This is a genomic window from Ekhidna sp. (assembly GCF_963691765.1).
Lineage (GTDB): Bacteria > Bacteroidota > Bacteroidia > Cytophagales > Cyclobacteriaceae > Ekhidna.
Genome location: NZ_OY829375.1, coordinates 2,470,922 through 2,496,107 on the forward strand (window position 1 = coordinate 2,470,922; position 25,186 = coordinate 2,496,107).

General features: G+C 37.2%; 26 protein-coding genes. 9 read left to right on the forward strand and 17 right to left on the reverse strand.

Going from position 1 to position 25,186, the window contains the following annotated elements; genetic code table 11:
- Window positions 1–22: 22 nt before the first annotated feature.
- Window positions 23–1,015 carry a ribonucleoside-diphosphate reductase small subunit gene (locus tag ACY650_RS11215; RefSeq protein WP_462247541.1) on the reverse strand — a complete coding sequence of 331 codons (993 nt, stop codon included), beginning with the start codon at window positions 1,013–1,015 and terminating at the stop codon, window positions 23–25.
- A 420-nt stretch (window positions 1,016–1,435) separates the two neighbouring features.
- Between ACY650_RS11215 and rplU the strand changes: the two genes are divergently transcribed.
- Both rplU and rpmA read left to right on the forward strand, forming a co-directional pair.
- Window positions 1,436–1,747 carry a 50S ribosomal protein L21 gene (gene rplU, locus ACY650_RS11220; protein ID WP_349563742.1) on the forward strand — a complete coding sequence of 104 codons (312 nt, stop codon included), beginning with the start codon at window positions 1,436–1,438 and terminating at the stop codon, window positions 1,745–1,747.
- Window positions 1,748–1,753: 6 nt separating this feature from the next.
- Complete coding sequence (gene rpmA / locus ACY650_RS11225) at window positions 1,754–2,014, forward strand: 50S ribosomal protein L27 (RefSeq protein ID WP_348280847.1); 261 nt, start codon at window positions 1,754–1,756, stop codon at window positions 2,012–2,014.
- 145 nt (window positions 2,015–2,159) lie between these two features.
- Here rpmA and ACY650_RS11230 read toward each other — a convergent pair whose 3' ends face one another.
- From ACY650_RS11230 to ACY650_RS11255, 6 genes are all read right to left on the reverse strand, one after another.
- Complete coding sequence (locus tag ACY650_RS11230) at window positions 2,160–2,651, reverse strand: NUMOD4 domain-containing protein (RefSeq protein WP_462247543.1); 492 nt, start codon at window positions 2,649–2,651, stop codon at window positions 2,160–2,162.
- 95 nt (window positions 2,652–2,746) lie between these two features.
- Window positions 2,747–3,148 carry a sterol desaturase family protein gene (locus ACY650_RS11235; RefSeq protein WP_462247544.1) on the reverse strand — a complete coding sequence of 134 codons (402 nt, stop codon included), beginning with the start codon at window positions 3,146–3,148 and terminating at the stop codon, window positions 2,747–2,749.
- Window positions 3,149–3,238: 90 nt separating this feature from the next.
- A complete protein-coding gene (locus ACY650_RS11240) occupies window positions 3,239–4,081 on the reverse strand; it encodes a phytoene/squalene synthase family protein (RefSeq protein ID WP_462247546.1) in 843 nt (280 codons plus the stop codon).
- Window positions 4,081–5,577: a phytoene desaturase family protein gene (locus ACY650_RS11245; protein WP_462247548.1), complete on the reverse strand. Its 1,497-nt coding sequence runs from the start codon at window positions 5,575–5,577 to the stop codon at window positions 4,081–4,083. Before ACY650_RS11245 ends, ACY650_RS11240 begins: the two co-directional genes overlap by 1 nt.
- Window positions 5,567–6,073 (reverse strand): RNA polymerase sigma factor, encoded by a 507-nt coding sequence (locus ACY650_RS11250; RefSeq protein ID WP_462247550.1) that lies wholly within the window; start codon window positions 6,071–6,073, stop codon window positions 5,567–5,569. Before ACY650_RS11250 ends, ACY650_RS11245 begins: the two co-directional genes overlap by 11 nt.
- A gap of 112 nt (window positions 6,074–6,185) precedes the next feature.
- On the reverse strand, window positions 6,186–7,076 hold the full coding sequence (locus ACY650_RS11255; RefSeq protein WP_462247552.1) for a MerR family transcriptional regulator: 891 nt from the start codon (window positions 7,074–7,076) through the stop codon (window positions 6,186–6,188).
- A 91-nt stretch (window positions 7,077–7,167) separates the two neighbouring features.
- Here ACY650_RS11255 and ACY650_RS11260 point away from each other — a divergent pair, with 91 nt between their 5' ends.
- Window positions 7,168–7,473, forward strand: coding sequence for a DUF4286 family protein (locus tag ACY650_RS11260; RefSeq protein WP_462247554.1), 306 nt, complete (start codon window positions 7,168–7,170; stop codon window positions 7,471–7,473).
- Here the strand turns inward: ACY650_RS11260 and ACY650_RS11265 are convergent.
- The 3 genes from ACY650_RS11265 to serS all read right to left on the reverse strand — a co-directional run bounded on the left by ACY650_RS11265 (window position 7,470) and on the right by serS (window position 11,479).
- Entirely contained in the window at window positions 7,470–7,916 is a 447-nt protein-coding gene (locus ACY650_RS11265) for an N-acetyltransferase family protein (protein WP_462247556.1), read from the reverse strand. The genes ACY650_RS11260 and ACY650_RS11265 overlap by 4 nt on opposite strands.
- 66 nt (window positions 7,917–7,982) lie before the next feature.
- A complete protein-coding gene (locus ACY650_RS11270; RefSeq protein WP_462247558.1) occupies window positions 7,983–10,121 on the reverse strand; it encodes a prolyl oligopeptidase family serine peptidase in 2,139 nt (712 codons plus the stop codon).
- A gap of 74 nt (window positions 10,122–10,195) precedes the next feature.
- Complete coding sequence (gene serS, locus ACY650_RS11275; protein ID WP_462254403.1) at window positions 10,196–11,479, reverse strand: serine--tRNA ligase; 1,284 nt, start codon at window positions 11,477–11,479, stop codon at window positions 10,196–10,198.
- Window positions 11,480–11,722: 243 nt separating this feature from the next.
- Here serS and rho point away from each other — a divergent pair, with 243 nt between their 5' ends.
- Window positions 11,723–13,297: a transcription termination factor Rho gene (gene rho, locus ACY650_RS11280; RefSeq protein WP_462247559.1), complete on the forward strand. Its 1,575-nt coding sequence runs from the start codon at window positions 11,723–11,725 to the stop codon at window positions 13,295–13,297.
- Between the two features lie 107 nt (window positions 13,298–13,404).
- The gene (locus ACY650_RS11285) at window positions 13,405–14,454 is read left to right on the forward strand and encodes a hypothetical protein (RefSeq protein ID WP_462247560.1); all 1,050 of its coding nucleotides are present in this window, start codon (window positions 13,405–13,407) and stop codon (window positions 14,452–14,454) included.
- A 51-nt stretch (window positions 14,455–14,505) separates the two neighbouring features.
- Here ACY650_RS11285 and ACY650_RS11290 read toward each other — a convergent pair whose 3' ends face one another.
- From ACY650_RS11290 to ACY650_RS11320, 7 genes are all read right to left on the reverse strand, one after another.
- Window positions 14,506–15,711, reverse strand: a complete 1,206-nt coding sequence (locus tag ACY650_RS11290) for an NAD(P)-dependent oxidoreductase (protein WP_462247561.1) — start codon at window positions 15,709–15,711, stop codon at window positions 14,506–14,508.
- Between the two features lie 58 nt (window positions 15,712–15,769).
- Window positions 15,770–15,952 (reverse strand): hypothetical protein, encoded by a 183-nt coding sequence (locus ACY650_RS11295; RefSeq protein ID WP_462247563.1) that lies wholly within the window; start codon window positions 15,950–15,952, stop codon window positions 15,770–15,772.
- A gap of 10 nt (window positions 15,953–15,962) precedes the next feature.
- Complete coding sequence (gene gltX, locus ACY650_RS11300; protein WP_462247564.1) at window positions 15,963–17,492, reverse strand: glutamate--tRNA ligase; 1,530 nt, start codon at window positions 17,490–17,492, stop codon at window positions 15,963–15,965.
- Between the two features lie 65 nt (window positions 17,493–17,557).
- Window positions 17,558–17,935, reverse strand: a complete 378-nt coding sequence (locus tag ACY650_RS11305; RefSeq protein WP_462247565.1) for a RidA family protein — start codon at window positions 17,933–17,935, stop codon at window positions 17,558–17,560.
- 8 nt (window positions 17,936–17,943) lie between these two features.
- Window positions 17,944–19,782, reverse strand: a complete 1,839-nt coding sequence (gene glmS, locus ACY650_RS11310; RefSeq protein ID WP_462247567.1) for a glutamine--fructose-6-phosphate transaminase (isomerizing) — start codon at window positions 19,780–19,782, stop codon at window positions 17,944–17,946.
- Window positions 19,783–19,791: 9 nt separating this feature from the next.
- Window positions 19,792–21,234 (reverse strand): DUF4270 family protein, encoded by a 1,443-nt coding sequence (locus ACY650_RS11315; RefSeq protein WP_462247568.1) that lies wholly within the window; start codon window positions 21,232–21,234, stop codon window positions 19,792–19,794.
- A complete protein-coding gene (locus ACY650_RS11320; RefSeq protein WP_462247569.1) occupies window positions 21,182–21,991 on the reverse strand; it encodes a glycogen/starch synthase in 810 nt (269 codons plus the stop codon). The genes ACY650_RS11315 and ACY650_RS11320 overlap by 53 nt, the downstream gene beginning before the upstream one ends.
- Window positions 21,992–22,105: 114 nt before the next feature.
- Between ACY650_RS11320 and panC the strand changes: the two genes are divergently transcribed.
- From panC to ACY650_RS11340, 4 genes are all read left to right on the forward strand, one after another.
- On the forward strand, window positions 22,106–22,957 hold the full coding sequence (panC, locus tag ACY650_RS11325) for a pantoate--beta-alanine ligase (RefSeq protein ID WP_462247570.1): 852 nt from the start codon (window positions 22,106–22,108) through the stop codon (window positions 22,955–22,957).
- Window positions 22,958–22,963: 6 nt separating this feature from the next.
- Window positions 22,964–23,314, forward strand: coding sequence for an aspartate 1-decarboxylase (gene panD, locus ACY650_RS11330; RefSeq protein WP_462247571.1), 351 nt, complete (start codon window positions 22,964–22,966; stop codon window positions 23,312–23,314).
- 5 nt (window positions 23,315–23,319) lie between these two features.
- Window positions 23,320–24,315, forward strand: coding sequence for a lysylphosphatidylglycerol synthase transmembrane domain-containing protein (locus ACY650_RS11335; RefSeq protein ID WP_462247572.1), 996 nt, complete (start codon window positions 23,320–23,322; stop codon window positions 24,313–24,315).
- Window positions 24,316–24,396: 81 nt separating this feature from the next.
- Window positions 24,397–25,092 (forward strand): zinc metallopeptidase, encoded by a 696-nt coding sequence (locus ACY650_RS11340; protein ID WP_462247573.1) that lies wholly within the window; start codon window positions 24,397–24,399, stop codon window positions 25,090–25,092.
- Window positions 25,093–25,186: the final 94 nt, after the last annotated feature.

A 25,186-nucleotide genomic window follows, 5' to 3' on the forward strand; every position in this document is an offset into this window, starting at 1 on the left:
TAAGGTGATTACAATAATGTTTTTAAAAGTCTTCATCTAATGAAAATTTAGATTTGCCGCTATCTCCATCCATAACGCCTGCTTTCTGATACTCTCCAACTCTTTTTTCGAAGAAATTCGTTTTCCCTTGAAGGGAAATCATCTCCATGAAATCAAAAGGATTGGTAGAGTTGTATACTTTCTCGCATCCAAGTTCTCCTAATAGTCTGTCTGCAACAAACTCAATGTACTGACACATCAAATCAGCATTCATTCCAATCAGTTTTACAGGTAGCGCATCTGTCACAAATTCTTTTTCGATTGCAACAGCATCTTGAATGATTTTTTGAACTGTCTCTTGAGATAGCTGATTTTTTATGTGGCTTGTATATAATAGGCAAGCAAAATCACAGTGGAGTCCTTCGTCTCTTGAGATTAACTCATTGGAGAATGAAAGCCCAGGCATCAAGCCTCTTTTCTTTAACCAGAAAATACTACAGAAACTTCCAGAGAAGAAAATCCCTTCAACAGCTGCAAAGGCAACCAATCTTTCGGCGAATGATCCTTCGTCAATCCATCTTAGTGCCCAATCAGCTTTCTTCTTTACACAATCCATTGTCTCGATTGCATTGAATAGGTAGTCTTTTTCTTTAGGGTCTTTGACGTAGGTATCTATTAATAAGGAGTAGGTCTCTGAATGAATATTCTCTACCGCAATTTGAAAGCCGTAGAAAAACTTAGCTTCTGTGTATTGAACTTCCGCAACAAAATTCTCCGCCAGGTTTTCATTTACAATGCCATCGCTTGCAGCAAAAAAGGCAAGTACATGTTTGATGAAGTGTTTTTCATCATCATTCATGGTATTGCTCCAATCTTTCAAGTCTTGACTTAAATCAATTTCTTCTGCTGTCCAGAAACTAGCTTCTGCTTTCTTGTAGAACTCCCAGATATCGTTGTGCTGGATTGGGAAAAGAACAAATCGGTCCTTGTTCTCTTTTAAGATCGGTTCTTCTGCTTGTGCTGCTACGTCGCTCATAATATTTGTTAGGTCAAATAGTATTTATTCTATTTATAAAACAATAAAACGTCCCTAGGCTCACGACAAGCGTGTGCTTTTTAAAAAAACTTTTTAAGTCTTGGGATACAGCCCTAAGAGTGGTTTATTTTTCTCGGTGGCGTGTCTACAAATCTGTTTAAAACGGAGCGAAATTCCAAGCGGTTATTACGGGTCCGGAAGGTGCGATTTGGATATTAAATATTTATTATAACGACTTGTATTTTAAGGGATTAAATGCAAGTTTTATAACTTTCACTTTGATGAAAACACGTAGAAATGGGGGTAAAAAAAAATGAAAAAAAAAATAAAAATATTTTAACACAATTTTATCCACACTACATATTTGGATATTCATATTGAAATGGTATCTTTGCAATCCTTTTTTCAAAAGAAGATAAAATGTACGCGATAGTAGACATTGCTGGGAAGCAATATAAAGCAGAGAAAGACAAGTTCCTATATGCTCCACTAATGGAGGGTAAAGAGGGCGCTAAAGTAGACTTTGATAAAGTACTACTAGTAGATAATGATGGCAAAGTTAAAGTAGGAGCTCCTACAGTTAAAGGTGCCAAAGTTTCTGCTAAAATTCTTGAGCATGTGAAAGACGATAAAGTGATCGTGTTCAAAAAGAAGAGAAGAAAAGGCTACAGAGTGAAAAATGGTCACCGTCAGCAGTTTTCTAAAATTTTGATTGAAGATATTAAAGGATAAAATCTCATGGCACATAAGAAAGGTGTAGGTAGTTCGAAAAACGGAAGAGAGTCAGAAAGTAAGAGGCTCGGTGTGAAAATCTTCGGTGGACAAAAAGCGATTGCTGGAAATATCATCGTTCGTCAGAGAGGAACAAAACATCATCCAGGTGAAAACGTTGGTCTTGGTAAAGATCACACGTTATTTGCATTGTCTGATGGTGTTGTGAAATTCCACAAAGGGAAAAAAGACAGATCCTACGTGAGCGTAGAGCCATCTGCTGAATAATTCCACATTCCATTTCAAAGAAAAAATACTATCACTTGTGATAGCAGGTAGAATATTGCGTTAAGCGATTTAGGTTAGGTTAGTTAGAGTATTAAAAAAGGGGTTCCATTTGGAACCCCTTACTCTTTTACAAGCCTACTAAAAGTTATGCTTCAGCTTTATTCTTTTTAGGTCTACCCGGAAGAACTGTATCTGGCTTAAAGCCATTTTTGTATCTCTTCTTACGAGTCTTCCAAACCTTATAGTTGTTTTTATTTCCTACTTCAAACTGCCACTTCATGTGCTCAGAAGGAGTCATCCATTCAAGATTTTCGAAATAATTGTTTCTTGGATTGTTATCAACGTGAATAATCATTGATTTCTCCTGATTAGCTCTTTTTACAAAGACCTTTGCAGTTTCTTTATGAGGATAGACTGTTCTTCGTTTTCCATTGTCGTCGATTAAGTCTAAGAAGTAGCACTTGCATATTTTATTCCACCTCTGGCGCATTAGTTTACCCCGTAGTTTCATGTGGGTTTTACTCCCCTTATGCCATACTTTTCTACTTTTACTCCGAATTTTACCTCGGTTGGATATTTCGTAGTTAGAGAATCCATCAATAGGTCCCCACTCTTCATCCTTTTTCTGATCTGCCATGTAGCTCGCTTTTTTTGGTTGTTAAACAAGCCAATTCTTAATGTATTTCAAATGTAACAATTTTTATCACATTATCAATTGATAATGTGAAAACGTTATTTCTCGTATTTCTTCGGAGCGTATAAAAAACCGAACGCCTCAGCGTCTTCTTTCGTGTGCTTTTCATGGTGAACATAATGGGCACGCATGATTCTTTTCATATACTTACTTTTTGCTTTAAATGGAATTTTGATCCTTCGGTGCACGATGATATCATGAAAAATGAAGTAAAAAATACCATAGCATAATATTCCTATACCTATATACAAAAGCCACCAATATTCTTGATAATTACCATAACCGACATAGATTGTTAAGATTGACGGAATACTAAAAACAAGAGCAAACAAATCGTTCATTTCAAGCGCATGGTTATGAACTTTATGATGAGACCTATGCCAGCTCCATAAAAATCCATGCATGATGTATTTGTGAGTAAACCATGCTACTCCTTCCATAAAAAAGAAGGTACCAATCACTAGAAGTATATTTATCAACGTCGACATAATTAAGTGTATGCTTAATTAACTATTTAAAATTAATCTTGTTTATTCAACAATGATGTTAAGTTTATGTAAAAAGTAACATCTAATTAGTAACATAAATTTACGAAGATTTGGCACTCTAATTCTTTCTGATTTAACCTTTTCAGGAGATAGTTTGGTTATTTTTTTGAATAAAACGGTGTAATAGATGTATGCTAGATAAACGCCACCCCGAACTCCTCTTGGAAGCAATCGTATTCCTTCGACAGCTTTTTTGAACTCTGACTCAATATCTTTCTCAATGAGTTTCTTTTCTTCGACACTAAAACTGTTAAAGTCTACACCTGGAAAATATACACGACCTCTTTCATCGAAATCACTTTTTATGTCTCTGAGAAAATTTACTTTTTGAAAAGCTGAACCTAAATATTTAGCAGGTGATAAAAGTCTTTGGTATTCATCTTCATCTCCATCACAGAAAACTTTCAAACACATCAACCCTACTACTTCAGCACTCCCATATATGTACTTTTCATAATCTGGATCTGTGTAATCTTTTTTGCTCAAATCCATTTCCATACTTATTAGAAATGCTTCTATCAAATCATGATCAATGTTGTATTCATTCACTACATCTTGAAAAGAGTGAAGAACAGGGTTTAAACTGATTTTTTCTGCAATGGCCTTGTATGTATCATCCTTAAATCTTTGAAGAAGCTCTCTCTTGTCGTGCTCATGGAATGTGTCTACGATCTCATCAGCATATCTGACAAAACCGTAAATGGCATATATCGGTGCATGATAGCTTTTGTGAAGCGTTCTTATACCTAATGAGAATGACGTACTGTAAGTTTTCGTGATCAGCTTACTGCAGTCAAATGCTGTTTGCGTGTAGAGTTCTTCCATCAATTTTTAAAAATAGGAAAATCTTTTTCTATTTCTTTAGCTATTACTTCTCCAGATATAAGAGAAGGAGGGACGCCTGGTCCAGGTACCGTAAGTTGCCCAGTATAGTAAAGGTTTTTTAGCTTCTTATTTTTTAAAGATGGTTTAAGTATTGCAGTTTGTCTTAAGGTATTGGCTAAGCCATAGGCATTCCCTTTATAAGAATGGTAATCTTCCATAAATTCCTTATGTGCGTAACTCCTTTTTGTAAGAATATGATCCCGAATATTTTCGCCTGTATATTCTTCTAACTTATCCATTATCATTAGAAAATAACGCTCTCGAGTTTCTTCCGAATCTTCAATGTCAGGAGCAACCGGAATTAATACAACTAGATTTTCTTTCCCCTTTGGAGCTACTGAGTTATCAGTTTTGGAAGTAGCTGAGACATAAAGAAGTGGTTTACTTGGCCACTGAGGAGTGTCATAAATTTCACTCGCATGCTTCTTAAAATCTTCGTCAAAGAATAATGTATGATGTTCTAGATTAGGTAATTGCTTATCAATTCCTATATAGAATAAAAGAGATGAGGGGGCCAATGTTCTAGATTCCCAATACTTGTTTGAGTAATTCTGAAAAGAAGGCGGCAGAATATGCTGATCTATGTGATGGTAATCTGCACCAGCTACTACCATCTCACATTCGTATTCTTCATGAACTGTGTTAACCGAGACTATTTGATTTCCACTAAAGGAAAAATTGGTTACTTCTTGACCAAGCTTCATTTCTACATTTAGCTCTTTTGCCAACTTCACCATACCTTGTACTACAGCATTCATTCCTCCTTTCGGATACCAAGTACCTAGTGATAAATCAGCATAATTCATCAGGCTATACAATGCTGGTGTATTGTCAGCTGTTGCACCCAAAAAAAGAATAGGGAATTCCATTAATTGGATTAACCGTTCATCTTTGAAATGTTTCCTAACATGTTTTGCTATGGAAGTAAAGACATCCATTTTAAGAAGTCCAAGGAGTAGTTTTGGATCTACAAATTCGAGCAATGATCTACTTGGCTTGTATACAAGTTTTTTGACACCAACGTCATATTTGTACTTGGCTTGCTTTAGGAATGAGCGTAATTTCTTACTGCTTCCAGGTTCAATTTCTTCAAAAAGCTGTTCCAGATCCGACATGTTAGCTGGAATGTCAATCGAATCGTTTTTAAACTTAATCCTGTAAGATGGGTTCAGTCGGTCCAATTGGTAATAGTCGCTTACCTTCTTCCCAAAAGTTTCGAAAAACTTGTCAAATACATCTGGCATCCAATACCAAGATGGGCCCATATCCCAAGTAAATCCTTGATCACTGTAACTTCTTGCTCTTCCTCCAGCTTGTTCGTTTTTTTCAATCAGCGTTACATGGTATCCCATTTTTGCCAAATGGCAGGAACAAGAAAGGCCGGAAAATCCGGCCCCTATCACTACAACTCTACTATGGAAATTTTTAGTTGTCATATACTTTTAAACCTTTCTTTAATTCTTTTCTAGCTATGTGAATTCTATTCTTCACCGTCCCAATAGGGATGCTAAGCTTTTCAGCTATTTCGTGGTATTTAAAACCTCTAAAATAAAGGGTAAAAGGAACTTTATACATTTCTTTTAAACCATCTATAGCTGCATTTATATCTTTCATTACGAAATCACTTTTCGCATTATTTTCAATCACGTTTGCAGATGAGTTTATGAAGTGATTGTTTTCAGTTGTATCAATGAATGTATTCCTTCTAACCATTCTTTGATAGTTAGTAATGAACGTGTTTCGCATGATGGTATACATCCACGCTTTTAGGTTTGTTCCGTCTTGAAACTTATCTCTATTGGAGAAAGCTTTAAACACAGTTTCCTGCAATAAGTCATTAGCTTCTTCTCCGTCTTTGGTGAGTTTTAAAGCGTATGGCTTTAATGAGCTGGTAAGATTTTCAATCTTGTAACCGAATTCTAATGCAGTCATTTTGTTTAATGTTTTAATGTAAACGTTAAACGAATTTACATACATATTGTTTAACAAACAAGTAAAAAGATTAAACAAAATATAATTTTCGCTGAAAAGTGCTCTTATTCACTCAATCGACTTTTTGAACGATCTGTTCTACTAGTTGTATTAAATCTTCAAATTGATTTAATAGACCGACATTTTTCGGATATTCGATTTCTTGTCCGATTACTTTCCTACCAGTTACATATACTTGACAGTTTTTGAACTTGGTCCCAAGTTTGTTTATGTATTTCTGGACTTCCTTGGTTTCGGGAGCTGTGGTTAAAGAGGTGATTAAGAATTCAGGATTTAATTTATGGTATACTTCTTCAAGTGCATCAAGGGGGACAGTTTGTCCAAAAAAGATTGTCTTTGCTCCTTTAGATCTCAACAAGAAATTAGCAAATAGTAACCCTAGCTCATGCAATTCTCCTTCAGGCAAGAAAAGCAAGAACATGGGTCCACTTTGATTTATTTCGGCATTATCTGTAGCAACTATTAATTTTTGCCTTACAAGATGAGAAATAAAATGTTCTTGAGCTGGATTAATTGAATTTGTTAGCCAAAGAATTCCAATTCTTCTCATGAAAGGATAAATGATCTCCATCATCGCTTTTTCAAAACCCAGCAATTTTGTGCAATCATCAAGAATGGATGAAAACTGTTCTTCATCAAGATCTATCATCGCCATTGTAAGTGCACTAATTTGATCTTGGTGAGAGCGCCTCTCAAGTGCAATTTTTTTTACTTCTTCTTCAAGGACCTCTTGAGGCATGGCAACAATCTTACTTATCTTGATACCATGATCTTTTAGAGAAGCGATATTCAAAATGAGCTTTAGGTCTTCATCGCTGTAAAACCTAATATTAGTTGCTGTGCGTTGTGGCGAAAAAAGTTCATACCTCTGTTCCCATATACGAATGGTATGTGCTTTGATCCCCGAAAGGTGCTCAAGATCTTTGATTGAATAAACGCTCATTCTCAATTAAACCCCTCAATAATTAAATTGTTTGTATCCAAGGAGGTTTATTTTCCGTTTTCCTTAATTTGCCAAACCTAACAAATGACGAATGATTTTATATAATGTTACCGTCAACATTGACGATGATGTAGAGCAAGACTGGGTAAACTGGATGAAAGAAACCCATATCCCTGAGGTTATGGAAACTGGCTTTTTTGTCGATTTCAAAATGCTCAAAATGCTTTCAGAAGGCCAAGATGATACAGGATCAACTTATGCCATACAATATATGGCAGAGACCTTAGGACATTTGGAAACATATCTTGAAAAAGCTGCTCCAAAAATTCAAAAAAAATCAATCATTCGATACGGCACTAAAATGGCCGCATTCAGAACTGTACTGGAAGAGGTCTAAAAATCCAGATTACAATTGATCCATTCACCATCAAAATTGGTGTTGTACTTCTTATAGAAATTGATTGCTGGTTCGTTCCAGTCTAGCACTTGCCACATCATTCCAGTGCAATGGTTCGCTTTTGCGATGGCTAACATTTCATCGAATAGAAGCTTACCTGTACCGCTACCTCTTTTAGATTCTGTGACAATTAAATCCTCAAGGTACATTCGTTTGCCTTTCCATGTAGAATAGCGATAATAGTAAATAGCTCCACCAATGATTTCACCTTTTTCTTCCGCTACAATGAATTCGTAGATTGGATGTTCTCCAAAACCATCCTCCTCCATTTTTTCTATTGAATTTGTCACTTGATCTAGCCCATTTTCATATATGGCTAGCTCTTTTATCAATTCGAAAATTTGCGGGATATCTGCTTTTATTCCTTTTCTTAATTCAAGCATTATTACATCTATTAAAAAGCCCTCCTTCGAAAGCGAAAGAGGGCTTTAAAAGGTCTTGATTTAAAATTACATTTTTTCCTTGGCTACATCAGGGATAACTCCCATGTTGTACCAAGCATATGAATACATATCCGCATTCAATTCAATTCGTTTTTCTGTCGACATGCCTGCTCCATGACCTGCTTTAGTCTCAATTCTTATTAGTAGTGGACTTGGATTGTCAGGATTCATTTCTTGCAGTGTGGCAGCATATTTAAATGAATGCGCTGGCACTACTCTGTCGTCATGATCTGCTGTAGTCACCATTACTGCCGGGTAAGTCGCATTAGGATCTATATTGTGGACAGGAGAATATGATTGTAGATACTTGAACATCTCTTCAGAATCTTCAGAAGTGCCATAGTCTGCTGACCATGCACGGCCAATTGTAAAGTTTTGATATCTCAACATATCCATTACACCGACCATTGGGAATGCAACTTTTGCAAGATCTGGTCTCATGTTAATAGTCGCTCCAACTAGTAGGCCTCCGTTTGATCCACCTTGAAGTGCCAAATAATCTGACGATGTATACCCTTCATTTATTAAATATTCTCCAGCAGCTATGAAGTCTTCGAATACATTAATCTTCTCAAGTTTGGTGCCGGCTTTATGCCATTTTTCACCATACTCTCCTCCACCTCGGATATTTGGCATTGCATATACACCTCCGTTTTCTAACCAAACCAGCCGAGAGGTGCTGAATGAAGGCCTTAAGCTAATATTAAATCCTCCATATGAGTACAACCACGTAGGGTTTTTACCATTTAATTCCAGTCCTTTCTTATGAACAATAAACATAGGAACCTTGGTGCCATCTTTACTTGTGTAAAAAATCTGTTTTGTTTCGTAATCATCTGGATTAAAATCTAGTTCAGGTCTTCCGTGAAGTTCTGATTCACCAGTAGCGATATTATACCTGTATATAGATCGTGGTACGGTGAAGGAAGTGAACGTATAGAAGAATTCTTCCGCATCAAAATTTCCACCAAATCCTCCTGCCGTTCCTATACCTGGGAGCTCAACATCTCTGATAAGATTTCCTTTGTAATCATATTGCTTGATTGCGGTTTTTGCATCTATCAGGTAAGAAGTGAAAATATTACCACCACCTGTTCCAGCACTCATTACATTTTCAGTTTCTTGGATCATATCTACCCAATTCTCCGATGTTGGATTTTGATAGCCGACACGAACAATGCGATTATTAGGGGCATTTAAATTAGTATGGATGATTAGATCATCACCATCTGTATCTACTATGTAATGATCATTGTCGAATCCTGTAATTATTGGTGTGAATTCGCTTGAAGGGTTGGAGAGATCTTTTACATAGAGTTCATTCCCGCTTGTCCCGGTATAAGAATAAATAAATAAGAATCTCTCGTCCTCACTTACACCTGCACCAAACCTGTTTTCAGGATTGTCAGGATTTGAATAGACTAGTTCGTCAGAAGACTGATTTGTCCCTACCTTATGGTAGTATACTTTACCGTACTGGTTAGCTGCAGAAAGTTCATCACCCTCTTTTGGCTCATCAAATCTTTGATAGTAGAAGCCATCTTTGTACCAGCTCATACCAGAAAATTTGATCCAATTGATTTCATCGGTCAAAAGTTCTTTTGTTTCTGTATCCATTATGTATGCGGTACGCCAATCAGAACCACCTACAGAAATGTTATATGCTGTGTATTTGTAATCTGAAGAAAAACTAAGACCGCCTAGTGCAGTAGTACCATCATCTGAAAAAGAATTAGGATCAAGAAATACTTCTGGTTCATCGCCAAAGTTTTTAACTCTATATAGAATCGATTGATTTTGTAAACCATCATTTTTATAGAAATAGTAGTAATCACCAGCTTTAAAAGGTGCACTAACTTTTTCGTAGTCTTCTAATGCGGTAAGTCTTGCTTTGACATCTTCTCTAAAATCGATGTTACTTAAGTAAGAATTAGTTACCTCATTCTGAGCGTTTACCCATTCCGCAGTCTCGTCAGAAGTGTCATCCTCCAGCCACCTGTAAGGATCAGACACTTCTGTACCAAAGTAGACATCTACCGTGTCAACCTTTTTCGTGTCTGGGTAATTAAGACTAAGGGCTTTATTCTCCTGAGGTTGACAAGACCATAGTAGGGGAATTGCAACCAGGAAGGTCAGTTTTTTCATAGCTTTTAATTTTATTGGGCTATGAAGATAACTATAGTCCTATCAAAATGTGCAAGAGATTACATCAGAGGTAATTAGCTCTTGCGAATTTCTTTGAACCCCAGATATGGATGTAAAACTTCCGGTAGCTTTATATGATCACCAGCTTGGTTGTTTTCCAGAACAGCAGCAATAATTCTAGGTAAGGCTAAAGCACTACCATTTAAAGTATGTGCTAACACTTTTTTTCCTTCACTGTTCTTAACTCTTAGCTTTAATCTATTGGCTTGGTATGTCTCAAAATTTGAAACAGAGCTTACTTCTAGCCATTTTTCTTGAGCTGCAGAATAAACTTCGAAATCGTATGTAATGACTGATGTGAAGCCTAGGTCACCAGCACACAATCTCAATATTCGATACGGTAACCCTAGAGATTTTATTAAATCCTCTACATGTGCTACCATTTGATCCAATACTTCATAAGATTTGGTGGGATCTGTAACCTGCACAATTTCTACTTTGTCAAATTGATGCAGCCTGTTCAATCCTCTAACATGAGATCCCCATGATCCAGCTTCTCTCCTAAAACAAGGAGTGTGACCGGAATGCTTAATCGGCAATTGATCTGCTTTTAAGATCACATCTCTATACATGTTAGTAATAGGAACTTCAGCAGTAGGTATTAGGTATAAATCATTTGCTTCCATATGATACATCTGACCTTCCTTATCAGGCAGCTGTCCAGTACCATATCCAGACGCTTCATTAATTACAACAGGCGGCTGAACTTCTTCATATCCTGCTTTTGTCGCTTTATCAAGGAAATAATTAACCATTCCTCTTACTAAGCGTGCACCTTGTTTTTTATAAAATGGGAAGCCAGCACCACTTACCTTATTACCCAGTTCAAAGTCAATAATGTCAAACTCCTCTATCAGTTCCCAGTGAGGTTTCTTATTGTCCCCTAGATCCGGTATGTTCTCATCCTGTATCTTGATGATTTCATTGTCTTCATCTGACTTACCTGGAGGGACAGATTCATGTGGGATATTTGGGATATTATAAAGTTCCTTCTTTAGCTCTGCTTCTGTCGCGCTTAGCTCTTCTCCCAAAGTTTTGCTGTTTTGCTTCAGCTCAGTTGTTTTGGCTTTTGCCGCTTCGGCCTCTTCTTTTTTACCCTGTTGGAAGAGTTGTCCGATTTCCTTAGCGAGCTTATTGGATTCGTGGAGTATCTCATCTAACTGACCTTGGAGCTTTTTTCTATTTTCGTCAAGCTCTAATATATTTTTTAGTAGACTTTCTGCATTGTCCAGGCCTCGTTTATTCAGCCCTTTTACACATCTATCAAACTCCTTTTCTATGGTAGCAACCTGCAACATGAAATCTTCATTTTTATGAGTTCGCAAAGAAAAATGATTTTATGTTGAAATAGTGCTTCAAATCATATTTAGTAAAATTTTAGTTGCTATTTGTGAAATAGTAGGGGATAGTCTATCATTGCGAAGCAATCCAAGGGAAACTCATCCGGGTTTTTCTGCTTTACAAAGGCAAATAAGCGATTACCACGTATTCTTCGGAATTCATTTACAGTTAAATTTTGAAACCCACTTTTATACACAGTTATGTACACACTAGATGATCTTAGTGTAATGTTGCTATCAGAATTAAAGGAGATAGCAGAGAAACTAGGAATTAAGAACCACAAGAAGCTCGCTAAGCAGGACCTTATCTACGCTATCCTCGATCAGCAAGCAAGTATGCCAGAAGGCGAAATCAAGAAAATCAAGAATGAAGCTTCTGGTGCCGCACCAGTAGAAGAGACTAAAGAAAAGCCTGAGAAGAAGCCAAGAGCCAGAAAAGATACCAAGAAAGAAAAATCAGAAGGCGACAAAAAAGAAGAAAAGGCTGAATCTTCAGACAACAAGAGAAGAGACGACAAAAAAGAGGAGAAATCAGACAAGAAAGAAGGAGACAATAACAATAAAGAGCGTCAAGAGAGAGATAATCAACGAGCTGAGAGAGAAGCTGAAAGACAAGAAAAGCGAAGAAAGAAAGAGGCGTATAACGAAGAAATTAAAGAATTTGATGGTGTAATTGAAAACGAAGGAGTACTCGAAATCATGCAAGATGGTTATGGATTTCTTCGATCAAGTGATTATCACTACCTAGCTAGTCCGGATGATATTTATGTTTCTCCTTCGCAGATTAAACTTTTTGGTCTCAAAACTGGAGATACTGTCAAGGGGCAAATTAGACCACCAAAAGATGGTGAGAAGTACTTTGCTTTGTTGAAAGTAGAAACCGTAAATGGCAAGACTACTGAAGAAGTTAGAGACCGAGTAGCATTTGAATATTTGACTCCACTATTCCCTCAGGAAAAGTTAAATCTTAGTACTAAGCCGGATAATTATTCAACTAGAATCCTAGACTTGTTTTCGCCTATAGGTAAAGGACAAAGAGGGATGATTGTAGCACAGCCTAAAACTGGTAAGACGGTTCTCCTTAAAAATGTAGCGAATGCTATTGCTGAGAATCATCCAGAATGCTATCTGATGGTATTGCTAATTGATGAGAGACCTGAGGAAGTGACGGATATGGCACGCTCAGTAAAGGGAGAAGTTGTCGCTTCGACATTTGATGAGCAAGCTGACAAGCATGTGAAAGTATCTAATATGGTGCTAGAAAAAGCGAAGCGAATGGTAGAGTGTGGTCATGATGTAGTGATTTTGTTAGATTCAATCACTCGATTGGCAAGAGCGCACAATACAGTAGTTCCTTCTTCTGGTAAGATTCTTTCGGGGGGTGTGGATGCTAACGCACTTCATAAGCCTAAGAGGTTCTTTGGTGCTGCGAGAAACGTTGAAAATGGCGGTTCATTAACAATTATAGCAACAGCGCTTATTGAAACTGGTTCTAAAATGGACGAAGTGATCTTTGAAGAATTCAAAGGTACTGGTAATATGGAACTGCAACTGGATAGAAAACTATCTAACAAGCGAGTTTATCCTGCTATTGATGTTCCTGCATCTGGAACGAGAAGAGAAGATCTGTTGATGGATCCAGAAGAACTAAAACGAGTTTGGATTTTGCGTAAGTTCATGTCTGATATGAATAGTATCGAAGCAATGGAATTCTTACTTAGCAAAATGAAAGGCACAGCTAATAATGATGAGTTTTTAGTTAGCATGAACGGATAACATACGCTTAACGAATTAATAAAAGCCAGACTTTAGGGGTCTGGCTTTTTTTTTATGCCATTGAGAAAATGCATTTTAATCTTTAAAAAGGTAAAAACTCAAAACGCATGAAAAAGCTAATTTTTGGATCATTATTAGGACTATTTGTTCTGACTGGATGTCAGAATGAGGATGATAAATTGGCTGCTGACATTACAGCAGAAGAATCAAAAGAGATAGTTGAAAGCTCAGGGACTAATTTATCTGATGATATTGTATCATTGGTTGAATCTGAGGGGATTGACGAACTAGTAAAGCTTATTGATCTTTTAGATGAGCATGAAGTGCTCTATGCGAGATCAAGTAGAAGAGCGTGGACTAAAGGCCAAATCGAGACGATAAAACAATATTTTGTAGATGGGCCTGCCAAAAAAGTGAGTGATGATGGTCCTAATACGTTGGAGGATATTAGTGGTATTTACACGTGGAATTTTGAAACTGCTGAATTTGATTTTGAGGAGAGTGACCTATTCACAGTTTTTTTTCCTTCAGAAGGATCTGAAACGAATAATGCTGAATTTAAGGTCAGCAACCTTGAATATGCAGTAATTGAAGGAGGTCTAGATTTTGATGCTCCAAGTTTAATAGACGCTTACTTAAAGGTCGATGGTATAACATTGGTAGAGCTTGCTTATGATGTGAACTGGTCTGATTTAGGAGTGCCAGTAGAAGCAGATGTAAATCTATTGATTGCGCCATTTAGGTTTGAAATTGATTTTGTTGACGTTTTTGCAAAATCAACTAGTCTTTTAACCTCGGTTTACATTAATGATGAGGTGATTGTAAGTATTGACGTAGATGTGTCCTATGAGTCAGAAAGTAAAGAAGATCCGTTTTTAATTGAGGGCTCTGTTCAATACAGAAACTTGAAGATAGATGGTAGTATTGACGCCAGAGAAATTGGCGTGGATGCAAACCCAAATGATTTTATCAATCTAGCATTGTACTCTGGTGAGGATAAAGTGGGTGATATAATATTCGTTTTGGAGACTGACGATCAAGGTTTTGAGGATTACATCGCTTATGTTGAATATGCTGATGGAACGAGTCAGAATCTGGATGAAGTTCTTTTGCCAGTATTTGAAGAAATAGAAGCAATTTTCGCTGAGTTTGAATAGAAAGTATCACTAATAAGCTCATAAAAAAAGCCATGCTTAGCATGGCTTTTTTTAATTCCCATCAACGTAGTCTTGAAGGTACTGATAGTTTTCAGTTAGTGTCCCACTACTAGTTATTGTGGCTCGATGAATAACTTGTTCTTCATCGTTGCCAAGTAGATGTGGAATAACATTGTTTACTAGTTCATTGCCAAAACTCTCTGATGCATCTCTAGGAAGTTCGCAAGGAAGGTTGTCCACTGCCATAACAGTTATATTACCTTCATCAGACATGGCCTGCTCTACAACATCGTCACTTGGATTGTAATCGTAGATTGGATCATCTATTGTGCTAGGTTTTTTGGTTGAAGGAATCGACCCTTCAATATCACAGGTGATATCAGCTATTATCCTAATATCGAAATCATCCTTTAAAACATCCTCCCTGTGGAATAAAACAGGAGCTGCAGGATCCCAAAAAGCACAAGCAATTAAGATATCAGTGACTTTAGCATATTTCAAAAAGTCACCTTCATACATTTCAGGGTTTGAATAAAATTCATTTCTATGAAATTCTTCTCCGTCTTTTCGTCTGTTATAGTCCCTGGAATTGAGCTGGGTGAAAACAGGTTCGTCAAAGCGTTCATTAAGAAAGTCGTGCGGCGTAACTTGACGAATTCCAGCTCCAATTAGAACTTCCATAGCCCCTTTAGTAACTCTTCCTCCTCCAGTTAATGCTATTTTGATATTTGGCAGTTGAATCTTATTGAATTCATTTTTTAAGTCTTCATAATCAAAGCACTCGTTAGCTCTTCTTAAAGAAAAGAGGTTGTAGCGTTTGCCAAATGTCCAAAGCCCATTGTATGCACCAACAATTCCTGCCCATCTACCAAATGCGATGATTCTATTGCCACTTTCGTTTGTTAGTGTTTCCCAATCTATTAGGCGGATTTTCTTATCTAGAATAGCACGCAAAAGATCACGATTGTAGTCTTGTTTTTTAATGGTGTGTGAGAAAAAAAAGTGGGTTTTTCCAGGGATAAGTTTTTCTATTGGAACTTCTTTCACTCCTAAAATGATATCGCAATCATCTATTGATTCGACAATATCAAGTCCAACATTTCTGTAGTCATCGTCAGGAAAACATCTTATATCGCTAGATTGTACTACGACTTCTACGCCGAAATCATCTGCCACTTGTTTCGCCTGTTGAGGAGTTAATGGTACTCTCCTGTCAATTGGAACTTTACCTTCCTTAATGATGCCAATTTTTGTCATTTCATCACAGTTTAATGGACTGCGAAATTAATCAATCGGCTTGAGGTAGAATATGAAGCTAGTCTTTCTTTAGATCATCAAGATCGTCTCGGTCTTTTAGCTTTTTATCTTCTACATTCTTATTGAGAAACTTGTTTAGTTCATCAATGGGCATACTAGAGGATATTTCTCCAAAAGAATCAACCTTCAACTCTAACCCATCTAGGTCTTTATGTACACGTGCTTTTTCTTTTTTGCTCATTAGTAGTGCTTTAGTTGTTTAACACTGCAATTGAACTTTTAATTCGTTCTGCGGATTTTATTCCTCCTAAAATCTCGATTATTGTCATTAAATCTGGTCCGGACCCTTGCCCAGTGAGTGAAAGACGAAGCGTTTGCATGAATTGGCCTGGTTTATAGCCAGCATTTTCCAGTGTTTCCCAGAATAGGTTCTTCGCTTCTTCGGCATTAATGGAATCATGCGAACTAAGTTTGTCTGCAAAAAGGTTCAACGCAGTTGGAGTCTCCTCTTTCCATTTTTTATTCACTACTTTTTCATCAAAAGTTGTGGGAGGGAAGAAAATAACTTTGCCACCCTCAACAAATTCTGAAGGGAATGTTACGCGTTCCTTTAGTAATTCAATGATTTGAATTGCAACATCTTCGGCGCAATTTAAATCGTACTGAGCTTTGAATTCGTCAACAAGACCTTTCGCAAATTTGCGCGAATCAGTGCTTTTGATATACTGTTGATTGAACCACTTTGCTTTTTCAAAGTCAAATTTGGTTCCGGCCTTATTTATTCTCTTTTCTGAAAATTCTTCAATTAACTCATTCAATGAAAAAATCTCCTGTTCGGTTCCAGGATTCCATCCAAGAAAGGATAAGAAGTTAATAAGTGCTTCAGGTAAAAAACCTAGTTCTCTAAACCCTTCAGATAGCTCGTTCGTTTCTGGGTCGTTCCAGTTGAGCGGAAAAATTGGGAATCCCGCCTTGTCCGCTGCTCTTTTACTGAGTTTTCCGTTCCCATCGGGTTTAAGAATCAGTGGGAGGTGGGCAAATTGTGGCATTTCATTTTCCCAACCTAAAAATTGATATAGCAATACATGCAATGGAGCAGACGGTAGCCACTCTTCACCACGTATTACATGAGTGATTTTCATAAGATGGTCATCCACAATGTTGGCCAGGTGGTATGTAGGCATACCATCAGATTTCATCAAGACTTTGTCATCTAAAACTTCGGTATGAACCATCACCCAGCCTCGTACCATATCATTAAGTCTTACCTCTTCTTTTTTAGGTATCTTAATTCTGATTACATATGGTTCACCATTTTCAATTCTCTGTTTTACCTCTTCTTCTGAGAGGGTCAACGAGTTTTTCATGGTGGTCCTAGTCACAGTATCGTATTGCGGATTCATCACCCTTGATTCCTTCAGGCGATCACGCATGGCTTCTAGCTCTTCTGGAGTGTCAAAGGCATAGTAGGCATTGCCCTCTTCAACCAATTTTTCTGCATATTGGCGATATATTTCTTTTCTTTCAGACTGCCGATATGGTCCGAAATCACCCCCTTGGTTTGGTCCTTCATCTGGAGAAATTCCACACCATTCTAAAGTTTCTTTAATGTAATCCTCAGCACCAGCAACAAATCGTGTCTGATCTGTATCTTCAATTCTCAGAATGAATTTTCCGCCATTTTTTTTTGCGAAAAGGTAGTTAAATAGAGCTGTTCTTACACCTCCGATATGTAATCCACCAGTTGGACTTGGGGCAAATCTTACACGTACGTTTTCCATCTAATTTGTTGATTGGAGCGCAAAAATAAGGATCACTTAATGAATGCTAGTATTGAATGCTGTTCTTAATACGTAGCAATGCAAGAAATTTCGACATTCACTCCCTTTGGCAGACCACTAACTTCAACGGTCTCTCTTGCTGGAGGATTTTCTTGAAAATACTTTCCATAAACTGCGTTTATGCGAGCGAAATTATCCATGCTTGAGACGAATATCGAGCATTTAAGTACATCTTGAAATGATAATCCGGCTTCCTCAAGAATAAATCCAATGTTTTTCATTACCTGTTCTGTTTCATCTTCAATGGATCCCTCTACTAATAGATCCTTTTCTTGATCGATAGGTATTTGTCCAGAAATATAAAGTGTATTGCCAGCTTTGATAGCTTGAGAATATGGTCCGATTGGAGCTGGGGCTTTTGATGAATTTATTATCTCTTTCATAGTTGCAATTATTCTACAGTAACAGATTTAGCTAAGTTTCTCGGTTGGTCTACATTGGCACCTCTCATTACTGCAATATGGTAGCTTAATAGTTGTAATGGAATAACCGAAACCAGTGGCATTAAAGACTCATGGGTTGCTGGCACCTCGATTGTAAAATCAGCCATCGTTGGGATGAGTGCATCCCCTTCTGTCACAACGGCTATTACAATGCCTTTTCTTGCTTTAACTTCTTGAATGTTGGATACAATTTTATCGTAACTACTATCTCTGGTAGCAATCACCACAACAGGCATGTGTTCGTCTATTAATGCAATTGGTCCATGCTTCATCTCTGCCGCTGGATAACCTTCGGCATGGATATAAGATATTTCCTTCAATTTCAGAGCACCTTCAAGTGCAACAGGGAAATTATAGCCACGGCCCAGATAAAGGAAGTTAGGTGCATCTTTGAACATGTCTGAAATGTGTTCAATCTTATCATTCGACTTTAATGCAGTTTCTACTTTTCCTGGAATTAAACTAAGTTCTGTAAGGCGCTCCCTAAAGACTCTGTCCGTAATTGTGCCTTTGCTGAAAGCAGCCTTTAAGGCAATCATATATAGTACGGTTAGTTGAGCTGTAAAAGCTTTTGTTGAGGCAACACCAATCTCTGGTCCTGCATGTAAATAGGCTCCTTCATGAGAGACTCTGGAGATTGAGGATCCAACTGTATTTACTACTCCAAGGACTATTGCTCCTTTGCTTTTCGCTAATTCAATGGCTGCTAAAGTGTCTGCAGTTTCACCAGATTGAGAAATGGCGATTACAATATCTCCTTCCTTTATGACTGGATTTCTATACCTAAACTCCGATGCATACTCAACTTCTACTGGAATTCTGCAAAGATCCTCGAACACATATTCGCTTACTAAGCCCGCATGCCAAGAGGTGCCGCAGGCAATAACAATTATTCTTTCAGCATTTTCTAAAGCCTTGGCATAATTTCTAATACCTCCTAATACAAGCTCACCTTTATCAACATTGACACGTCCTCTCATGCAGTCTGCAATAGAAATTGGTTGTTCGAAGATTTCCTTATGCATGAAGTGTTCATGTCCTCCTTTTTCAATTGCCTCAAGCTCTAACTCCAGGGTTTGAATGTAAGGTGTTTGTGGTATGTCTTTTGAATCTTTAATGATGTAGTCATTGTTCTCGATAACTACAATTTCCTCGTCTTGCAGATAGATTACCTCGTTGGTATACTCAATTATTGGAGTGGCGTCAGAGGCAATAAAAAATTCATCAGTACCTAGACCCAGAACCATTGGGCTACCCTTCCTTGCTGCTACCAGTTTATTTGGATTGCTTTTTGAGATGATAGCTATAGCATATGCTCCGATCACTTTCGAAAGGGCTACTCTTAGTGCATCTTCAAGGCTTAGGTTTTCATTTATTTTGATGTCTTCAATAAAATTTATGAAAACCTCAGTATCGGTTTGACTTTTGAAAGAATATCCTTTTTTAATTAAGTCTTCTTTGATTGCCCCATAATTTTCTATAATTCCATTGTGAATCAGGGCTAGGTCGCCGCTATTAGAAACATGTGGATGTGCATTCGTATCGTTTGGCTCACCGTGTGTTGCCCATCTCGTATGACCAATTCCAATACAGCTGTCGAAAGACTGATTTTCAGTAATTTGTTCAAGCTCTAGAACTTTACCTTTTTTCTTTAAAACAGAGATTTCTTGGTTTTCAATTACTGCTATTCCTGCGCTATCATAACCACGATATTCTAATCTCTTTAGACCTTTAATAAGAATGGGAAATGAAGGGTTCTTACCTACATAGCCTACGATACCACACATAGAAAATTATTATTGTTCTACCTCTGTATAATACAATCGTAATTTAACGCCATCTTGTTTAAAGATTGATCGTTGCAAGGACAATTCACCATTTGTGATATTAACCAATTCGCTAATTGGAATAAGATCTTCTGTAATTGGGTTCTCAAAAACTAAACTATCTTTTTCACGAAATTGTCCATATAATAATTGAAAGAAAAGGGTAGGAAACATTACAATTTTGTCTTCATTTTCATTCAATAGACTGACTGAAGGTTGCGCTTGACCAAATTGATACCCATCATCTGTTAGCACAATATTGCTAAATGAATTGCTCGCCAATGCGGGTCCAAAAATGGTTCCGTCATTTTTTCTGAAAAAATTCAAGAATCCGGTAAGCGGTTCTCTATCGGCCTCTTCATCAAATTCAAAAGATATAGTAGCGTTATTGATTAATATGCTGCCATTTTCTGCAAAAAATTGTTCTATTTCTGCTATAGAATATGCAGTGGTGATTCCTGAAAGAGGGTCCATGATGGTATTCCCTGAGGCAAGATCAAAGTCAACAAATTCTTCTATTCCGTCAAATTCAGATCCGGAGAGGTCCCTATCTAAGTAAGTATAATGTTTAGCTGTTCGACTAACATTTCTAGTAAATACAAAATTTGTTAGGTAGGTAGAGTCTCTATCTGGGCTAACCGGAGAAGAATAGACGATCAATCTAGTCGAATCGCTAAGTAGGTCGATAGAAGCGATTCCCGTAGAACTTGGATCCGGTATAATCCCCATTGATTTAAAGACTTCACTGGAGATAAATCTTGTTGTATCTCCAGCGATATCGCTGAGATTACTATAAAACGCTGCTGCATAACTGTCCTCCAACTTAACCCTGAATACTGTGTCAACTTCAGGATCACCTACAATCTGGTTGAAGCTACCTGCAAAAGTCCCAGTGGTTTGTTGAAAATTGGATAAATAAATCGCAGAGCTTTCCAAACTATCAACTAAATCAAAAACAGAAAATGCTTGAATTGAAGATGATTGATTTGGTATTATTCTCTGAGTGTCAAATACCAACACCATTGAATCAAGCTTTAGCGTATCTAGATGTGTAGAGTCAGGCTCATCTCGACGCTTCGGCATTGGTCCAGAACTATAAACATATTGAAGGTAAGCCTCCGCAGAAACACTTCCAGTTATTGGACTGTCGTAGTTTCCAATCAGCACCCTGTTTTCACCATCTGTTCGAAGGCTGTCTATTCGCAAATTAGTTGCTGGCAATGTGAACTCTTCAAATCTAATATTTGCATTAGTGCCCAGGTCATATTGAATTCCCAAGTCGTTGCTGCTTTCACAACCGAAAAAAACCGGGATCAACATGATTAATCCCGGTCTTAGAAATTTTCTTAGCGAAATCCTCTTAGCCAATAAGTTCATTGTATAAGTTGTAGTATGACTCTTCGAAATTTTCATCCTTCTCAATCGTATCAGTTTTCTTATCTCCTAAATCAGCAATCAGCTTTTCGAAGCTTTGAGTGTTTTCCTCTTTAGCATTGATAACAGCATCTGCATATTGCATGCCAAGCTTCACGAATCCATCATAATCTGCTGTTTTTAATGGATCTAGCATTTGATCGTCAATATCGATCATTTTTACTTTCTCTAACAGATCTTCGCCGAATTTATGCTTGAAACGATTGTTATAAATTGTGAAAATTGTCTTTGAGTCCTTATAAATAGGATCATTCTTATATGTAGTCTTGGTGTAGAGTGGAATTAGGCTCGTCATCCAATCATTACAATGTATGATGTCTGGTGACCAACCAAGTTTCTTTACAGTTTCCAAAACTCCTTTGCAGAAGAAGATTGCTCTCTCATCATTGTCTTCAAAGAAGTTGTCTTCTTTATCAAAGAACACAGACTTTCTATAGAAGTAATCTTCATTGTCAATAAAGTAAACCTGAAGCTTAGCATTAGGGATAGAGGCAACTTTAATAACTAAAGGTTTCTCTTCATCACCAACAGCAATGTTGATCCCAGAAAGCCTAACTACCTCATGTAGTCTATTTTTTCTTTCGTTGATAAGTCCAAATCTTGGTACTAAAATCCTGATTTCCATTCCCCTTTCTTGCATAGCTTGGGGAAGCCTTCTCACAAATTCCGCTACTTCTGTGGTTTTGAGAAAAGGATTAATCTCGCTTGCCACATAGAGGATTCTAATGTTTTCCATAAGTGCTTTTTATTAAATTCTTGATGGGACCCGATAAAATGAGCACAAATTTACCATTTTTTTGATTTATTATCAACGCTTTCAATAAGTTAGCGAATTAAATAAACCCATCCTATGCACGTAATTGGCGCACAAGACGCCCTAAAGGACGCTATTTCAACCTTTGTTAAAAAAGGTGAAACAATCGGCTTTGTACCAACGATGGGAGCTCTTCATAAAGGTCACCTATCTCTTGTGAGGAAGTCAATGTCAGAAAATGATGTTACTGTAGTGAGCATTTTTGTAAATCCGCTGCAATTTGATAACGAATCCGATCTTACCAATTATCCAAGAGTTATTGATGAAGACTTAAAGCTACTGGAGCTTGAAAAAGTGGATATCGTTTTTACTCCTTCCAAGGAAGAACTTTACGCAGAGAAGCCGATAGTTTCAATTGATTTTGGAATGCTTGCTAATTCGCTAGAGGGAAAGTTTAGAGATGGGCATTTTGAAGGAGTAGGGATTGTGGTCAGTAAACTGCTGCATTTAGTCAGCCCTACCAGAGCATACTTTGGCTTAAAAGATATCCAGCAGTTTTTGCTTATTAGGAGAATGTGCTATGACTTAAGTTTTCCGACAGAGATTATTGGTGTTGAAACTGTTAGAGAGCCATCAGGTCTAGCTTTATCTTCTAGAAATACTAGGCTGTCCGAAAAAGGATTATCAGATGCAATTATCATATCCAAGGGTTTGAATCTTATTAAAGAGGGTATTGAAGCTGGGGAATCACTTGATGCGTTGTTAGTACGAGCAAAAGCTATCTACGATCAGAATGAAGGATTTACGCTAGAATACTTGGAGGCAGTAGATCCTTCGAATCTATCGAGAGTAGATAGTTATGTCAATTTAAATGAACTTGCAGTGTGTATTGCCGGTTATGTAGAGGGTATAAGACTGATTGATAATTTATATTTGCGGCTCAAATAAAAGGGCATGTTCATAGAGGTACTCAAATCAAAGATTCATAGAGTTAAAATCACTGAAGCAGAACTTCATTATGTTGGGTCTATTACTATTGATGAAGATCTGATGGATGCAGCCAATTTGCTTGAGAATGAAAAAGTGCAGATTGTAAACATCAATAATGGTGAGAGGCTTGAAACTTACGTAATTAAAGGTGTAAGAGGGTCAGGTCAGATTTGCCTTAACGGACCAGCAGCTAGGAAAGCCCAAGTCGGTGATATTGTAATTATTATTTCATATTGTTCAATAGAGCAGTCTGAAGCAAAATCCCACAATCCAATCGTAGTTTTTCCAGATGAAAAGAATCGACTTGATTCTTAATATCAATGCCTAAAACGATACTAAATTTTCTAAAGATTTCCATAAGCGTCTGTATTGCGGGTTTGCTTCTGTACTTCGTGTTTAGAAATGAGAATTTGGAAGATTTCCAGAAACAAGCAAGCTTAGTAGATTACACTTGGGTTACTATCTCAATAGTATTGTCTCTTATCGCTTATGCAGCGAGAGCGTATCGTTGGAATATTTTATTAGAGCCTCTCGGCTACAAGTTGACGACTTTAAGAACTATGATCGCCGTTTTGGTTGGATATTTGGCAAACTTGGCGCTACCAAGGCTTGGAGAAATTACTCGTTGCGGGGTTTTAAATAGAAATGATAAAGTTGCTGTTCCTGCTGCATTGGGAAGTGTTGTCACAGAACGAATAATAGATGTTCTTACTTTACTCATACTAATTCTAATAAGCCTAATATTAGAATCAGATAGGTTATTCACATTTTTAAATGAGGCATATAAAGATCTAAACCCACCTTCTTATATCATTTGGGTGGTTATGTTAGTTGGTTTGGCTGGTATTTCCACTTTAATTCTTCTTATAAAAAGAAGAGATAAAATGAATGGGAAGTTTGCTTCTCTTATTAAGAATTTTATTGATGGCCTACTTACATTAAAAGATATTAAGAATCCAATTGGATTTTTTGTTTCGACAGCCATATTATGGATTATATATTTCTTGATGTCTTACACCATAGTATTTTCCTTACCTGCAACTTCTCATTTGGGTATTGGTGCTGGATTAATGTTATTGATTACTGGAGGTATTGCCATTTCTTTACCAGTTCAAAGTGGTTTTGGAACGTATCATGGAATGATAGCTGGTATGTTGGTTCTATACTCAATTGACGAGACCACGGGAAAATTTCTCGCAACACTTCTGCACACCTCTCAAATAGTGGCAGTTGCTATTTTTGGAAGTATAGCGTTGGTAATATCATTCTTGATAAGAAGAAATAACATCAAGAAAGACAAATTGTCAGAAAAATAGATTGGCTTGAAATTGGTAGTAACTTCACCAAATCAAAAAGCGTATTTGATTTTTAAGATTTGTGACGATTTAAATTGAAATATGGAATTATTCGTAATAATTATTGTGTTCATGATTGCCAGCTGGGTAGTTAGTTCACGTTTGAAAAATAAATTCAGAAAATACTCTCAGGTTTCTTTAGGCTCAGGGTTATCCGGAAGAGAAATAGCAGAGTTAATGCTAAAAGATAATGGCATCTATGATGTTTCTGTCACCTCTGTTCAAGGTAGATTGACAGATCACTATAATCCTAGAAATAAAACAGTAAATCTAAGTCCTGATGTTTATAACGGTAGATCTGCAGCTGCTGCTGCAGTAGCAGCTCACGAATGTGGACATGCTGTTCAACATGCAAAAGCATATAGCTGGTTGGAATTCAGGTCTGCGATGGTACCTGTTCAAAATATAAGTGCCAGCGTTATGAATTTTGTGTTCATGGCTATGATTTTCGGGTCTTTTGCTTTGCCTTCTTTGATAAATCCTCAATTGGCATTGATGGTAATAATCGCTTGTTATAGTGTATTTACACTTTTTGCTTTCGTTACGCTACCGGTTGAATATGATGCAAGTAATCGTGCCTTAGCATGGATCAAGGATCGTAATATTGTCGATGAAAGAGAGCATGCAATGGCAAAAGATGCATTGAATGCAGCTGCATCAACTTATTTGATAGCAGCTCTCGGTGCGCTCGCAACTTTGCTATATTATGTGATGATTTTTCTAGGAGGCAGAGACTAGAATGAATGCCAAAATATTTTTCAAAAGCCCCAAACATTGGGGCTTTTTTGATGGTTAATGGTATGCATGCATAACAATGAATATATTTGCGGCC

Bases quoted from the DNA above. Each gene is read 5' to 3' on its own strand.
- ACY650_RS11305 (WP_462247565.1), bottom strand. From the start codon at position 17,935: ATGAAAGAGATAATAAATTCATCAAAAGCCCCAGCTCCAATCGGACCA.
- ACY650_RS11245 (WP_462247548.1), bottom strand. From the start codon at position 5,577: ATGACAACTAAAAATTTCCATAGTAGAGTTGTAGTGATAGGGGCCGGA.
- ACY650_RS11340 (WP_462247573.1), top strand. From the start codon at position 24,397: ATGGAATTATTCGTAATAATTATTGTGTTCATGATTGCCAGCTGGGTA.
- ACY650_RS11255 (WP_462247552.1), bottom strand. From the start codon at position 7,076: ATGAGCGTTTATTCAATCAAAGATCTTGAGCACCTTTCGGGGATCAAA.
- ACY650_RS11270 (WP_462247558.1), bottom strand. From the start codon at position 10,121: ATGAAAAAACTGACCTTCCTGGTTGCAATTCCCCTACTATGGTCTTGT.
- ACY650_RS11215 (WP_462247541.1), bottom strand. From the start codon at position 1,015: ATGAGCGACGTAGCAGCACAAGCAGAAGAACCGATCTTAAAAGAGAAC.
- ACY650_RS11315 (WP_462247568.1), bottom strand. From the start codon at position 21,234: ATGAAAATTTCGAAGAGTCATACTACAACTTATACAATGAACTTATTG.
- ACY650_RS11250 (WP_462247550.1), bottom strand. From the start codon at position 6,073: ATGACTGCATTAGAATTCGGTTACAAGATTGAAAATCTTACCAGCTCA.
- rpmA (WP_348280847.1), top strand. From the start codon at position 1,754: ATGGCACATAAGAAAGGTGTAGGTAGTTCGAAAAACGGAAGAGAGTCA.
- ACY650_RS11230 (WP_462247543.1), bottom strand. From the start codon at position 2,651: ATGGCAGATCAGAAAAAGGATGAAGAGTGGGGACCTATTGATGGATTC.
- rplU (WP_349563742.1), top strand. From the start codon at position 1,436: ATGTACGCGATAGTAGACATTGCTGGGAAGCAATATAAAGCAGAGAAA.
- serS (WP_462254403.1), bottom strand. From the start codon at position 11,479: ATGTTGCAGGTTGCTACCATAGAAAAGGAGTTTGATAGATGTGTAAAA.
- ACY650_RS11240 (WP_462247546.1), bottom strand. From the start codon at position 4,081: ATGGAAGAACTCTACACGCAAACAGCATTTGACTGCAGTAAGCTGATC.
- glmS (WP_462247567.1), bottom strand. From the start codon at position 19,782: ATGTGTGGTATCGTAGGCTATGTAGGTAAGAACCCTTCATTTCCCATT.
- panD (WP_462247571.1), top strand. From the start codon at position 22,964: ATGTTCATAGAGGTACTCAAATCAAAGATTCATAGAGTTAAAATCACT.
- gltX (WP_462247564.1), bottom strand. From the start codon at position 17,492: ATGGAAAACGTACGTGTAAGATTTGCCCCAAGTCCAACTGGTGGATTA.
- ACY650_RS11260 (WP_462247554.1), top strand. From the start codon at position 7,168: ATGATTTTATATAATGTTACCGTCAACATTGACGATGATGTAGAGCAA.
- ACY650_RS11285 (WP_462247560.1), top strand. From the start codon at position 13,405: ATGAAAAAGCTAATTTTTGGATCATTATTAGGACTATTTGTTCTGACT.
- ACY650_RS11290 (WP_462247561.1), bottom strand. From the start codon at position 15,711: ATGACAAAAATTGGCATCATTAAGGAAGGTAAAGTTCCAATTGACAGG.
- ACY650_RS11320 (WP_462247569.1), bottom strand. From the start codon at position 21,991: ATGGAAAACATTAGAATCCTCTATGTGGCAAGCGAGATTAATCCTTTT.
- ACY650_RS11335 (WP_462247572.1), top strand. From the start codon at position 23,320: ATGCCTAAAACGATACTAAATTTTCTAAAGATTTCCATAAGCGTCTGT.
- ACY650_RS11265 (WP_462247556.1), bottom strand. From the start codon at position 7,916: ATGCTTGAATTAAGAAAAGGAATAAAAGCAGATATCCCGCAAATTTTC.
- ACY650_RS11235 (WP_462247544.1), bottom strand. From the start codon at position 3,148: ATGGAAGGAGTAGCATGGTTTACTCACAAATACATCATGCATGGATTT.
- ACY650_RS11295 (WP_462247563.1), bottom strand. From the start codon at position 15,952: ATGAGCAAAAAAGAAAAAGCACGTGTACATAAAGACCTAGATGGGTTA.
- rho (WP_462247559.1), top strand. From the start codon at position 11,723: ATGTACACACTAGATGATCTTAGTGTAATGTTGCTATCAGAATTAAAG.
- panC (WP_462247570.1), top strand. From the start codon at position 22,106: ATGCACGTAATTGGCGCACAAGACGCCCTAAAGGACGCTATTTCAACC.